We start from the raw sequence: 14251 nt of genomic DNA on the forward strand, positions 1-14251 counted from the left end.
CATACACGCCCACCCCGCCCGCGGATCTTCGCCCGTTGCTCACCCCTGCTCTCGCACACCCAAACTGCCGCCCCGCGTAACCTACTTGGGGACAACTGCGCCCGTAATAGATTCAGGTCCATGCCGTAGGCGTGGACTGCGGCCTTACTCTGTCCCCACAGGCAGGTAGTTTTTAACGTACTGAAAGGACTAATATGCAGTTCACACGGCGAGACATGGCCAGGTTCGCACTCGCTTCCGCTCCGCTAGCCACGGCACTGGCCGCAAAGAAGATCAATTCCAAGTTCGGCGGCGTGCAAATCGGCGCTATCACGTACAGTTTCAATCGCATCGCCAGCCCCGACGCCGAAGCCATCATCAAGGCCTACGTCGAGATCGGCCTCGGCGAAGCCGAACTCATGTCGAATCATTGCGAAGCCCTGGCCGGCGCTCCGCCCATGCCCAACTTCTTCCGCCCGGCCCCGCCCCGTCCTCCCGCCGGCAGCCCGCCCGCCGCTGCAGCGACCAAAGGACCCGGACCCCGCCCCCAACTCACCCCCGAGCAGATCGCGGAACGCAAGGCAGCCCAGGAAAAGCTCGTCGCCTGGCGCGGCACCACCACCCCCGCCACCTGGAAGGCCGTCGCCAAGAAGTTCAACGATGCCGGCATCGACCTCGCCCTCCTCTGCTACAACATGCAGGACTCCATGAAGGACGATGACATCGAGTTCGGCTTCCAGATGGCCAAGGCCCTCGGCGTCAAAGGCATCACCACCAGCACCACCCTGACCATGGCCAAGCGCATCGCGCCCTTCGCCGACAAGCACAAGCTCCTGGTCGGCTACCACGGCCACGACGCCACCAACGACCCCAACCAGACCGCGACGCTCGAGAGCTATCAGACCCTGATGGCCTACGGTAAGTACAACGGCGTCAATCTCGACATCGGCCACTTCACCGCCGCCGGCTACGACGCCGTGGCGTTCATCAAGGAACACCACGCCAAAATCACCAACCTTCACATCAAGGACCGTAAAAAGGCCCACGGCCCCAATGTCGCGGTCTGGGGCACCGGCGACACGCCCATGAAGGAAGTCCTCCAGCTCCTCAAAGCGGAAAAGTATCCCATACCCGCCAATCTGGAATTGGAATACCCCATCCCCGAAGGCTCTGATATCATCGCGGAGGCCAAGAAGTGCCTCGCCTACGTCAAGAGTTGCCTGGCGTAGCCGGCGGCTTAAAAACAGTCTGGTTGTAGAATTCCACGGAGAATAAGTATGGCTCACACAAGACGGCATTTCTTCTACGGCGCACTGCTGGCCGGGGCAGTCCCCACGGCCGGATTCGGCAGCGTTGCTTCCATGAAGTTCGCGGGCTATAAGTCCCCGAACGAGAAATTGAACTTCGCCGCGATCGGTTCCGGCGGCCAGGGCGCATCCAATCTGGGCGCCGCGGCCCCCACGGAAAACATCGTTGCCCTCTGCGACGTGGACGACCGCCGCGCCGCTCCCAGCTTCAATCGCTACCCCACTGCCACGAAGTATAAGGACTTCCGGCAGATGCTCGACAAGGAAGCCAAGAACATCGACTCCGTGATCGTGGCCACCCCCGATCACATGCACGCCACCGCAGCAATCTGGTGTATGGAGCGCGGCAAGAACGTCTACGTTCAAAAGCCCCTCGTCCGCACCATCTGGGAAGCCCGCCAGCTCCGCGCCGCCGCCGCCAAATACGGTGTCGCCACGCAGATGGGCAACCAGGGCTACTCCAATGAAGGCACCCGCCAGTGCGCGGAAATCGTGTGGAACGGCGACATCGGCGCCGTCAGCGAAGTCCATGCCTGGAGCGATCGCCCCCTCTGGCCCCAGGGCCTCACCGAAATCCCCAAGGAAGAGCCCGTACCCGCCACCCTCGATTGGGACCTCTGGCTCGGACCCGCGGAAAAGCGCCCCTTCACCGCCGGCGGCGCCACTGAACCCGACCGTTGGGGCGGCTTCTTCTATCAGCCCTTCAACTGGCGCGGCTTCTACGACTTCGGCTGCGGCGCCCTCGGCGATATGGCCTGCCACATCCTTGGCGCGCCCAATATGGCCCTCCACCTCTCCAAGCGCAAGATCGTCGGCGTCGAGTGCATTAAGAAGGAAGGCACCAGCCCCTTCATGTTCCCCAAGGTCTCCGTCATCCGCTACGACTTCGCGGCCTACGGCGACATGCCCGCCCTCAAGATCTTCTGGTACGACGGCCTCAAACAGAACCCCACCGTCCCCGGCGTCCCCGAGGGTGAGTGGATCGGCGATCCGCCCTCCATCGTCCGCAACCAGCCCGCCGGCGCGCCCGGCGCTGGTGGCCCAGGCGGCCCCGGAGCCCGTCGCCCAGGCGGCGGCCCCGGCATGATGCGTCCCGCCGGCAACGACTTCCACTCCCCCGGCCGCGTCTTCAACTACGACGACTTCAAGGCCATGAAGGATCCCGAAGCCAAGCTCCGCTTCCCCACCCCCGACGGCAGCGTCTTCCTCGGCGATAAGGGCGTCCTCACCACCGGCACCTACGGCGAAGTCACCCGTCTCCTCCCCGTCGAGAAGATGAAGGACTACCAGATGCCCGCCCCGCTCCTCACCCGTTCGCCCGGCCACATGCGCGACTTCATCCGCGCCTGTAAGGGCGGCGACCCCGCCTGCTCCAACTTCGACGTCGCCGCGCCGTTCGTCGAATGGATGCTCCTCGGTGTCATCGCGCTCCGCCACGAAGGCAAGCTCGAATACGACCCCGACAAGATGCGCATCACCAATAACGTGGAAGCCAACAAACTCCTCAAGCCCGTCTTCCGCAAGGGCTGGGAATTCCACACCGTCAAGTCCTAACCCATTCAGGTCCGGACCTTCGCAACGGCCGGAGGAAGTCCAGGGCGCCCGCACTCGCGGCGCCCGCTCCCTCCGGCCGCTTTGCGTTTACTGCCCGATTTCCCGCCAAACTACCTGCGCCGGAAACCCGGGAATTCGCCAAATCAGGAACTCCTCGCACCGCTGAAGTCCATGCGACGACACTGAGTGTGCTATATCAGAGCTTGCATCTCTGTGGGAGGATCGAGGAATGCCTCTGGTCAAGGCTCGAAATTTCTTTTTGTGTGTGATTTGTTTATCCCTTGGGTGTCCTCTATTCGCGCAAAAAGAGCCTGAAAAACGGCCTTCCGGGCAGACGCTCGCCACTGCGACCATCAACGTATCCCCATACTCTCCCGGCATCTTCACCCTCAGCGGCGACGGCCACGGCCGGGCCAGGGCAGAGGACGCCGCGGGCTTCGCCCTCACCGACTCCCATCTCGCGGTCCCGGGTTCAGTCGTATCCATCTCCGCGACCGGCTTGGGCCAGACCGTGCCCCCCGCCGTCACCGGCCAGATCCCCGCGACGCCCCTCACCACCGCCGTCACCCCCCTCGTCTTCGTCGCCGGCCAGAAGGCCACCGGAGTCCTCGCCCAACTCTCCAGCACCTCCTTCGGCGTCTACAAGGTCACGTTCACGGTCCCTGCCGCGATCGGACCCGGCGAGCAGCCCCTCTTCCTCCAGATCGGCGCCTACTCCAGCAACCTCGCGTCCATCCCTGTTCAGGGTGCCCTCGGCCCCATGCCGCCCACCGCCGACTCCGTCACCCCCGCGTCCGGCTCTGGCTCCAACCAGACCTTCTCTGCAGTCTATTCCGATCCCAACGGCACGCAGGATCTCGCCTGGACCCAACTCCTCTTCGCCGTCGCCCCCAACGGCGGCGGTCAACCCTTCTGCTTTGTCCACTACGACCGGGCCGGCAACGGCCTGTGGCTCTATGGCGACGGAGGCTTCTTCGTCGGCCCCGTTACGCCCGGCACAGTCTCGGCCGGTTTGAAGAACAGCGCCTGCGCCGTCAACACCAGCGCCACAACCATCACCCAGTTCGGCTCGGCCCTCACTTTAAACGCGCGCGTCGCCTTCAAGACGGGCTTCGCCGGACCGAAAAACATCTACCTGCGCGCCTACGACCGCTCCGAACAGGACACCGGTTGGCTCCATCGCGGGACAGTCGACGTCAACAATCCCACCCCGCCCATCCTCGCGGTCTCCCCACCCTCCGGAGCCGGCTCCGCCCAGATCTTCACCGCCAACTATCCCGACGCCCCCGGCTTCATCGGCCTCAGCCTCGGTTGGGCCCAGATGCTGTTTGCCGTTGCCACGGATGGTGGCGGCCAGCCGTTCTGCTTCGTCCACTACGACCGTGCCGGCAACGGGCTCTGGCTCTATGGCGACAGCGGCTTCTTCCTCGGGCCCGTCACCCCCGGCGTCTCCTCCAACCTTCTCCAGAACAGCAGTTGTTCCATCGATACCGCGGCCACCACCGCGGGCAGCGTCAGCGGCGCCCTGGAACTCAGGCTCTCCGTTTTCTTCGGGCAGACCATGGCCGGTGCTCGAAACATCTATCTGCGCACCCTCAGCCCCATCGGCCTCGACACCGGCTTCCTCCCGGCCGGCACCTGGACCTCCACCGTCACAGCTGGCGACCACCCAGCCCCCATTTAGGCGTACTCTTGCGCTCCCAATCGGGCCGTAAACCTTTGAAAGGTAAGAGTAGTACCATAATCCACCCTTAAGTCCCACTTAGATTTGAAATGACAGCAAGAAAAAGATCTTTTTGTGCTATATCAAAGATTGCGTCTTGGAGGAACGGCCGCCCCATGAACCTGCTCAAAGTCCGGAGTGTCGTCCTATGCGCGCTCATCTCCTGCGCGGGCACAGCCCTTCTCGCCCAGTCCGCCGGCAGCCAATACCAATCCCGCCACTCGGGACCCGTCCCATTCCATCTGCCCACCGCCAACTCGATCAGTGAACAGGCTGCGGCTCTCATCTCCCCCCAGGCGACCACCGCCGTCACCTCCGCCGTCAACGCCGCTTCCTTCCAGGACACCCACTCCCCCGGCGGACTCTCCATCCTCTACGGTTCAGATCTCGCTCTGCCCCTGCCCACCACCATCGTCACCTCGGTCAAGGCCAACGGCGTGGACGCCCCCATCCTCCAGTCCAGCCCCACCCAGATGACCATCCAGATCCCCAGGGAACTCTCCCCCGGCACCATCGACCTCACCATTCGCCGTCTCGGCCAAACTGTCGCCACCAAGTCCCTCAATCTCGCCCAGTTCTCGCCCGGGTTCTACACCGTCAATGGCACCGGCCAGGGCCGCGCGATCGCCGAGGATGCCGCCGGCGTTCCCATCACCGACTCACACCCCGCCGTTCCCGGCACCATGGTGTCCCTCTTCGCCACCGGCCTGGGACCCACCACACCCCCCGTTCCCACCGGCCAGATCCCGCCAACACCCCTCCCCACGACCATCACGCCCATCGTCGGCATCGGCAACCTCCCGGCCACCGGGGTCCTCATTCAACTCACCAACACCTCCCTCGGTGTCTACAAGGTCAGTTTCCTGGTGCCCGCCGCCACGGGTCCTGGCGAGCAGTCTGTCTTCCTCGCCAGCGGCGCCGTCAGCAATGTCGTTACCATCCCCGTCCAGGGCTCTCTCGGCCCCATGCCCCCCACAGCCGACTCCATTACCCCCTCCTCCGGCAGCGGCTCTACCCAGACCTTCACAGCCGTCTTCTCCGACCCCAACGGCGTCCACGACCTCGCCTGGGGCCAGATCCTCATCGCCGTCGCCGAGAACGGCGGCGGCCAGCCCTTCTGCTTCATTCACTACGACCGCTCCGGCAACGGCCTCTGGCTCTATGGCGATCAGGGCTTCTTCCTCGGTCCCGTCACCCCAGGCACCGTCTCCGCCTCCCTCAAGAACAACGCCTGCGCCGTCAATACGAGCGGAGCCACCTTTGACCCCGCCGGCACCAGCCTTCACTTGAGCGTGCCCGTCTCCTTCAAAACCGGCTTCGCCGGATCCAAGTACACTTACCTCCGCGCCTACGATCACTCCGAACAGGACACCGGCTGGGTCCAGCGGGGAGCTTTCACCGTCACCGATCCGCCCACCCCCGCCCTGTCCGTCACCCCCGCCTCCGGCTCCGGTGCGGTTCAAACCTTCACCGGAACTTACCCCGACGCCCCCGGCTTCACCGGCATCAATCTCGGCTGGGCGCAAATGCTCTTCGCCGTCGCCACCGATGGCGGCGGCCAACCCTTCTGCCTCGTTCACTACGACCGCGCCGGCAACGGCCTCTGGCTCTACGGCGACAGCGGCTTCTTCCTCGGCCCCGTCACCCCCGGCTCCGTCTCCAGTTCCCTCCAGAACAGCGCCTGCTCCATCGACACCGCCGGCTCCTCCGCCGCCAACGTCAATGGGGCACTCGAATGGAAACTCTCCGTCGCCTTTAAGTCGGCTATCCTCGGAGCCCGCAAAATTTACCTGCGCACCCTCAGCCCCATCGGCCTCGATACCGGCTTCCTCCAATCCGGCTCCTGGACCATCGACGGCACCCCCGGAGCCCAGTCCCTCACACCCGGGTCCGGCACCGCCCACACCCAGGCCTTCACCGCCAACTTTTACGATCTCGATGGCGGCGCCCAGATCTCCTGGGCCCGCATTATGCTCGGGGCGGCCTCCAACGGCGGCGGCCAACCCTACTGCCTGGTGCACTACACGCGCGCCACCAACGCCATGTATCTCTTCGGCAGCGACGGCTCCGTGCTCGGCCCAGTCACCCCGGGCTCCATCGCGGCACCCATCGTGAACAGCGCATGCATGCTCATCCCCTCCGGCTCCGCTGTTTCCGTTTCGGGCAACACGCTCACCGTCACCGCCTCGCTCTCGTTCCTCTCCGCCATTCCGGCCAGCGTCCAGTCTTATCTGCGAGCCGTCGACGTCAACACGCTCGACAGCGGCTGGCAACTCCGCGGCAGCTTCAACCCCGTACCGTGATGGGTCGCCCGCTTTCGACCAAATCCAGGTCCCGCTTCGATCACGACGCCTGCTTCCTCATCGCCTTCGTCCTGCTCGCTCCCCTCGCCTGGGCGCCCGGCCTGTCCTTCCACTTCGACGCCGCCCCCAAAGCCGTAGCCCTCCAACTCCTCGCCGCCGTCCTCCTCTGCCAGCCAGGCCGCCTCCTCCATCGCCTCACCGCCCTCTACGCCCGGCCCGCCGGCACACTCCTGCTCCTCCTCTGTGGGCTCTACGCCCTCACTCTCCTCATCGCCACCGCCTTCTCGGAAAACCCGGCCCTCTCCCTCTACGGCAGCGGCTGGCGGCGATTCGGCGCCCTCTCCCAACTCGCGGTCCTCCTCTGCGGCCTCTATTCCGCCGCCTGCTTTACTTTCGACACCCGCTACCTCCGCCTCGCCCTGCGAGCCCTCTGCCTCGCCGGCCTCCTCACCGCCGCCTACGCCGTCTGCCAGGCCATGGGGCTCGACCCCTTCCTCGACGCCTCCCTCTACGCCCTGCCGCCCCCCGCCAAAACCCTCCGCCCGCCATCCACCCTGGGGCACGCCGCCTACCTCGGCAGCTTCCTCGTCGTAGTCGCCTTCCTGGGCATAGCCGCGCAGTCGCTGGAAACGTCGAAGTTTTGGCGGACTCTCTGCCTGGCCTCCGTGGCCCTCAGCGCCGCCGGCATCGCCGTCAGCGGAACCCGCGCCGTCCTGGGTGGCCTGCTCCTCGGAGCTCTTGTGCTGGTCCTGTCCAAGAAAGGCAGCGCCGCCGTCCTCTTCCGCCAACGCACCCTCCTCTGGACCGCCGCCACCACGGCCTCCATCGCCCTCGCCCTCCGCCTCTCCCCCGCCTGGGCCCCAATGGTCTCGCGAGCCAAAGAATGGACCCTCGACCTCTCGGGCGGCACCCGCCTGCCCCTCTGGCTCGACACCCTCAGCCTCATCGGCCGCCGCTGGCCCATTGGATGGGGCCCGGAGACGTTTCCCGCCGTCTTTCCGCTCTACCAGTCCCTGCGCCTCAGCCAGCTCTACCCGGACTTCTACCACGAGTCCCCACACAGCGTCTGGCTCGACGCCGCTGCCTCCAACGGACTCGCCAGCCTCCTCTGCCTCCTGGCCCTCTTCCTGGCCGGCTTCTACTGCAGCTTCCGCGCCCGCCGCCTTGGACTCCTGCCCGCCTGCCTCTCCGCGGCCCTGCTAGCCTTGGCGGTCACCCACTCCTTCTTCGTCTTCACGCTCCCGTCCCTCTGCTGCCTAATGCTGATCCTGGCCGCCCAGTCCTCCCTGGCCGCGTCTCCAGCCCAAACCGCCCCAACCCTCAGCCCATTCTGGAAACCCGCCGCCGCCCTGGCCGGCTTGGCCCTGGCGATCTGCGCCCTCTCCGTAGCCTGGACGGACTCCGCTTACCAGCGCATCCAATCGCACCTGAACGCCGGCAACTGGCAGCCGGCCATCGAGTGGCACGCAAAAGCCCAGCCGTGGCCGGCCAGCCCTGCCCCGGAGCTCTGGTATTCGCAGCGCATGACGAAGCTGGCCTCCCTCCCCAACCCGGAAGCGACACGCATGGTGATCTGGAAAGAGGCCGTGGACTCCAGCCGCCTGGCCCTCAGCCGCCCGGGCGAGGACGTGAATCTGGCCTACTACAACGCTGGAGTCCTGGCCGTGCTGGCGCAAAACGGGCCCCAGGCGGAATCGGACCTCCGGCAGGCCATCCAGCGCGCCCCCAACTGGTATCAGCCCCGCTGGCTCCTCTGCCGCATCCTGGCCCAAACCAACCGCCCCGCCGAAGCCCGTCCGCAGTGCTCTCAAGCGCTAACCCAACTAGGTGACCAGCACGAAGACCTGCGCAAACTCATCACCCAAACCCTGGAGGCTCAACACTAGCCCTGCGCCCAAGCCCACCCCGTAGGACGGCGGACCCCCTGGTCCGCAAGGGGTCCCCTGACCCCGCCGCTTCCTACACGCCCAAAGAAAACGCGTGCCACCGCACACCCGCCCCGCTCACCCAGGCCGTCAACCACTCCAGACACAAACACCCAATCAGAACCAGCGGCCCCATCTTGACCGCCCTCCCCCTCACCCGATTCTGGAGCGTCAGCTACGGCCCTCCTCACTGCGGCGCTGTCGCCGCCGGCAGCCGCCACCCCACAATGCTGAACCGCGGAGCCGCGTTCTTTGCCTGATACTCCACCCGCAGCAAAGCCTCAAACAGTGGGAAACGCTCCCGCTCGCCCAGCTTCAAGGTTGTCCGCAACATCCGCACCCACGGCTCGCTGGTGATGAACTCGCCGCCCGCCTCGGTCGCCGCAATATCCGTACCCGAAATCATCAGCACGTGGCTGCCATGCGCCGGATTCCGCAGCAGGGCCACCCGGCAAAAGCCCAGCTTGCCCCAATCCAGCGTAAACGTCCGGCTCTCCCCCGCCCGCGGCGCCATGTTCTGAAAGTAGACGTAGTCCGGCCGCCCCGGCACCATGCTGCGGAAGTTCAATTGGTTCTCGAACATCTCCACCCACGGGTTCGACAGCCGGCTACCCAGCAGGATGACATTGTGGGATCGCAGGTAGTCCACGCCAAACTCGCGAGCCGGCACCACCTCGGTGCGCGTCCGCTGCGCTGCGTTCAACAGCGTCAGGGTCGCCACCAGTTGGGTGTCCACCACACTGCTGAACTGATACGCGGCCAACCCCTTCGCAAACTCCCGCTGCACCAGGTCGCTCATTTCGATGCTCGCCACGTGGTTGAAGTCTTTGATCCGGTACTCCGACAGCGTCATCCCGCGCCCCAGCATGTTCTCGAACAACACCAGCACCGGATCGGACATCACAATGCACGCCGGCTCGCCGTTCTCCAGCAACTGCGCCCAGAAACGGTTCACCGCCGGACCCGTGCCCGGTGCCGGCAGCAAAGGCGATCGCATCAGCGCCCACACCACCACCCCGCCCAACACGGCCGCCAGGCCTGCGAAACCCGCCGTCCACCAGTTCCACCGCCGCCGGCTTCGCTCCGCTGGCGCATCCAGCACAACAAGACCGGGCACTGGCTCGGCCACCCTGCGCGGAAATACCGGAGTGTAAGCGCCCCTGGGAATCTCGATCAGCACCGGCTCGCTCTTGCCTTCCGTCTCAAAGTGCTGCTGCAGCCGTTTCCTTAATTGGGACACCTGCACCCGCACCAGCGGATCCTGCGCCGTGTCGTAGCCAGGCTGCCGCCCAAACACTTCCGCGCCGATATCGCCCTCGTGAATCACATGGTCCGGGTCGGCCTGCGCGCGCTCGCACAGATAGTACAGCAATTCACGCAGCCGGGCCGATTTGCGAAAGGCCGCGCCGGCCACCACACGTTCAATGAGCGCGTCGCGCGAGGCATTCCGGCCATGCTCTCCGGAAGGCGCGAGACTATCTCCGAGCATTGCAGCGTCGAGTGTAGCACAGCCCCGCTAACCCCTTCTTTGCTGGTTAATTCTCGGTAAATTTACTTGCGGCTCAATGCCTTCCGGACAAACCATGAAACCGGCCCATGGGCCGCCTTCAGGCCCCATCCCAAGTGAGTTCAGGAGTCTTTCAACTGTGAAACGTGTCGTTACAATCGCTCTGTCCGCGTGGCTTGCCCTCCTCCTCCAAGCCGCTGCCTGGAGTCAGACCGGCAATGGAAGCGTCCGCGGCGTCGTGCGCGATCAGTCCTCGTCCGTCATCCCCGGCGCCGAAGTCACCCTCACCAACGCCGAAACCAACATTGAACTTCGTGCCAGGACCAACGAGGCCGGCCTCTACGTCTTCCCCAGCGTCCCGCCCGGCCCTCAACTGCTCCGCGTCTCCTTCGCCGGCATGGGCGCCTTCGAGGCCCGCCTCACCGTCCGCGTCCAGGAATCCAGCAACGTCGAGGTCCTCCTTCAGCCCGCTTCCACCTCCACCACCGTGCAGGTAACGGACGTTACTCCCATCGTCGTCGCCGATAACGCCACCCTCGGTCACTCCCTCGAATCCAAACGCATCGAGGAACTGCCCATCAACGGCCGGCAGTTGACCAACCTCCTCCTCACCACCCCCGGCATGACGTTCGATAGCAACGGCCGCATCCGCACCATGGGCGAAGGACCCGCTACCCACGACATCGTCCTCGACGGCTCGCCCCTCACCGACATGGTCTACGGCGAAGGCACCCTCAACCGCCAGCCCAGCCTCGAGAGCATTCAGGAGTTCCGAGTCGACACCAACGCCAACTCCGCCCGCTCCCCTCGCCCCACCAACATCATCATGACCACCAAGAGCGGCACCAACCAGTTCCACGGCTCGCTCTTTGAAACCAATCGCGACAATTACTATGGACTCGCCCGCCGCCGCGAGGACGGCAACACCGCCAGCAAGTTCATTCGCAACGAGTACGGCTTCACGGCCGGCGGCCCCGTCTTCGTCCCCAAGGTCTACAACGGGAAGAGCCGCACCTTCTGGTTCTTCGCCCTGGAAGAGTTCCGCCAATCCACCGGCACCACCGGAGCGTGGCGCGTCCCCACCGACGCCATGCGCGAAGGCGACTTCAGCGGCCTCACCGACGCGAACCTCGTCCCGCAGCGCATCTATAACCCCTACACCACCAACTCCACCACCTTCCAGCGCCAGCAGTTCTCCTACCAGGGCAAGGCCAACGCCATCGACCCCTCGCTTGCCAGTCCCCTCTGGAAATACCTCATGAGCGAGGTGCCCCACGCCAACCGCCCCGACGTCAATCCCGCCGTCGGCAACAACTACTTCGGCCCCTCCCCGTCCTTCACCAATCAATCCACCTGGTCGCTGCGCATCGATCAGAAAGTCACCGACAAGGATCAGCTCTTCGCCCGCCTCACCAGCGCGACCCACCACAACAAGTGGAACTCCGGCGGCGTCCCCTCCACCGACGGCATCGTCGGCTATCGCGCCTACGACTCACCCAACAAAACCCTCTCCGTCAATTGGACCCGCTCCGTCACGCCCACCCTGGTCAACGAGTTGCTCGTCAGCGGTACTCGCACCATCAGCTCCTCTGGCATGGGCAACGGCGACAACAGCCGCCTGTGGGCCACGGAACTCGGCCTGCCCAACCCCGCCCTCCAGTCCGGCTTCCCCGTCATCGGCAGCCTCGGCATCAACGGCAGCGGCAACTTCTGGAACACACCCCTCGTGCGCGGCGAGTTCTTCTCTTACTTCGTCCTCGACGACAACGCCACGAAAATGGTGGGCCGCCATGAACTCCAGTTCGGCTTCCACGGCCGCCGCGACCTGCTCAACTACCTGCCCCAGCAGCAGCGCAGCGGCGGAGCCCTCACCTTCCCCGGCGTCACCACCGCGCTCTACGACCCCAACTACCCCGACCGCAGCGTCGCCACCGTCAACACCGGCTCCGCCATGGCCGCCGCCTTTCTCGGCACCGCCAATTACGAGTACCGCGTCGTCAAGGGCAAATACTACATGCGGCGCAACGAGTTCGCCGGCTACCTCCAGGACAACTTCAAGGTCTCGCAGCGCCTCACGCTGAACCTCGGCCTCCGCTGGGACTTCAATCCCATCCCCACTGAGAAGAACAACGTCTTCACCTCCTACGACCGCAAAACCGGCGCCATCGTCCTGGGCCGCGACATGAACACCCTCTACAACCTCGGCGCCGTCTCGCGGCAGTACATCGCCGCCACCCAGGGCGTCGGCGTCACCTACGAGACGCCTGATCAGGCGGGGCTGCCTTACCACATGGTCAACAACAACTGGCGCGACGTCAGCCCCCACCTCGGCCTCGCCTATCGGGCCCTGGAAGGCAAACGCTCCTTCGTCGTGCGCGCCGGCTACTCCGTCAACTACTACCCCATCCCCATGTACGGCTGGAACGATAGCTTCAAAATGAACACTCCGTTCTACGCCGTCTATATCAACCAGACCCTCACCTCGCGCGCCATGTCGCCCGACGGCCTGCCCAACTACGGCCTGGTCTCCAGCCCCTCGATCATCGCCGGCAAGAACAGCAGCAACGCCATCAGCTTCGACAACCTCAGCCCCGGAGCCCTCGGCCTCGGCAGCAACTTCCAGGCCGCCTACTTCGACCCCAATCAACCCAGCTCCCGCGCCCACACCTGGAACTTCACCCTGGAAAAGGAAGTGCTCGCCAACACCGTCGTGCGCCTCAGCTACAACGGCAATCACGGCGCCCATCTGGAAAGCTATCAGGACCTCAATCAGTCCCTGCTCAGCTACGGCACCTACAACTGGTACAAACGCACCGGCAACCCGGTGCCGGAAGGCGATACCGCCTCCATGCTCACCAACGCCATTCCAACCAGCCCGCTCGGCACCACGCAACTCTGGGGCAAGGACGGCTGGTCCAACTCGCACGGCATCACCGCCGAGGTCGAGCGGCGCTACGCCAAAGGCATCGGCTTCCAGGCGTTCTATCAATTGACCAACGCCAACCGTGCCGCCGGCGAAGGCTGGTATGTCGGCACTGACCTGCCGGAAGCCTACCCCACCGGACAGCTCCCCTCGGACCTGCACCAGCGCATGCGGCTCCTCAACTATGGCCGCGACACCCAGATCCCCCAGCACGAGATCCGCTTCAACTGGAGCGTCGAAGTCCCCGTCGGCCGCGGCAAAGCCCTCGGCCACAATATGCCCAAGGCCTTCGATGCCATCGCCGGAGGCTGGCAGGTGGCGGGCATGGGCCGTTTCTACAGCAACTACCTCTCGCTGCCCACTGACATGTGGCCGACAGGCCAGAAGGTGGAATACTACGGTCACAAGTACCCCATCCAGGACTGCCGCAGCGGCACCTGCGAAGCCGGCTACCTGCTCTGGAACGGCTACATCCCGGCCTACCTCATCAACCAGCCCAACGGCATCATGGGCGTCCCGGCGAACTACAAGGCCGCCGCCGCTCCCACCAGTGCTTTCCCCGCCAACTTCCTCAGCCTGCAGGGAGACGACCCCAGCGCGCCCAACTACGACCCCAACTACTCCTTCTACGGAACGAGCGACCTCACGATGAAACTCTCGGACGGCTCCGTGGCCCGCACCACCAAGGCCGACCTGAATCCGTTCCGCAACACCTACCTGCCCTCCACCTGGCTCTCCACCACCGATGCCTCGATCTTCAAACTCTTCCGGTTTGGCGAGCGAGCCAACCTCAAGGTGAAGTGCGATTTCTTTAATGTGTTCAACCAGCCCGGCATGGCCTTCAACCCGGGCGATGGCACTGGCATCGTGACGAAACAGTACAGTCAGAACTCGCCGCGGCAGCTACAACTCTCCGCCCGGTTCTCCTGGTAACAGGAAAGGGGGGACGAGCCGCCGGGTCGTCCCCCCTTTCCAACTCGCTCGAAATCCCCGCGCTCACACGGTGAACTGGTCCACTTTCGACCGCAAA

The 14251-nt window shown here is 64.9% G+C and carries 7 protein-coding genes; 6 read left to right on the forward strand and 1 reads right to left on the reverse strand.

What is annotated here, in order from left to right:
* The first annotated feature begins 215 nt into the window (after positions 1 to 215).
* From IRI77_RS21695 to IRI77_RS21715, 5 genes are all read left to right on the forward strand, one after another.
* Positions 216 to 1208: a sugar phosphate isomerase/epimerase family protein gene (locus IRI77_RS21695; protein ID WP_228486252.1), complete on the forward strand. Its 993-nt coding sequence runs from the start codon at positions 216 to 218 to the stop codon at positions 1206 to 1208.
* A gap of 48 nt (positions 1209 to 1256) precedes the next feature.
* Entirely contained in the window at positions 1257 to 2840 is a 1584-nt protein-coding gene (locus IRI77_RS21700) for a Gfo/Idh/MocA family protein (protein ID WP_194447107.1), read from the forward strand.
* Positions 2841 to 3105: 265 nt separating this feature from the next.
* Entirely contained in the window at positions 3106 to 4524 is a 1419-nt protein-coding gene (locus tag IRI77_RS21705; protein ID WP_194447108.1) for a hypothetical protein, read from the forward strand.
* Between the two features lie 155 nt (positions 4525 to 4679).
* A complete protein-coding gene (locus IRI77_RS38370; RefSeq protein WP_194447109.1) occupies positions 4680 to 6866 on the forward strand; it encodes a hypothetical protein in 2187 nt (728 codons plus the stop codon).
* Entirely contained in the window at positions 6866 to 8752 is a 1887-nt protein-coding gene (locus IRI77_RS21715) for an O-antigen ligase family protein (RefSeq protein WP_194447110.1), read from the forward strand. Before IRI77_RS38370 ends, IRI77_RS21715 begins: the two co-directional genes overlap by 1 nt.
* A 226-nt stretch (positions 8753 to 8978) precedes the next feature.
* Here IRI77_RS21715 and IRI77_RS21720 read toward each other — a convergent pair whose 3' ends face one another.
* Positions 8979 to 10280 (reverse strand): helix-turn-helix domain-containing protein, encoded by a 1302-nt coding sequence (locus IRI77_RS21720; RefSeq protein ID WP_194447111.1) that lies wholly within the window; start codon positions 10278 to 10280, stop codon positions 8979 to 8981.
* A gap of 157 nt (positions 10281 to 10437) precedes the next feature.
* Between IRI77_RS21720 and IRI77_RS21725 the strand changes: the two genes are divergently transcribed.
* Positions 10438 to 14154, forward strand: a complete 3717-nt coding sequence (locus IRI77_RS21725) for a carboxypeptidase-like regulatory domain-containing protein (protein ID WP_194447112.1) — start codon at positions 10438 to 10440, stop codon at positions 14152 to 14154.
* Positions 14155 to 14251 lie beyond the last annotated feature (97 nt).

The sequence above is a fragment of the Paludibaculum fermentans genome, assembly GCF_015277775.1.
Classification (GTDB): domain Bacteria; phylum Acidobacteriota; class Terriglobia; order Bryobacterales; family Bryobacteraceae; genus Paludibaculum; species Paludibaculum fermentans.

Excerpts from the sequence above, each read along its gene's own strand:
- IRI77_RS21715 (WP_194447110.1), top strand. The coding sequence starts at position 6,866 with ATGGGTCGCCCGCTTTCGACCAAATCCAGGTCCCGCTTCGATCACGAC.
- IRI77_RS21700 (WP_194447107.1), top strand. The coding sequence starts at position 1,257 with ATGGCTCACACAAGACGGCATTTCTTCTACGGCGCACTGCTGGCCGGG.
- IRI77_RS21695 (WP_228486252.1), top strand. The coding sequence starts at position 216 with ATGGCCAGGTTCGCACTCGCTTCCGCTCCGCTAGCCACGGCACTGGCC.
- IRI77_RS21720 (WP_194447111.1), bottom strand. The coding sequence starts at position 10,280 with ATGCTCGGAGATAGTCTCGCGCCTTCCGGAGAGCATGGCCGGAATGCC.
- IRI77_RS38370 (WP_194447109.1), top strand. The coding sequence starts at position 4,680 with ATGAACCTGCTCAAAGTCCGGAGTGTCGTCCTATGCGCGCTCATCTCC.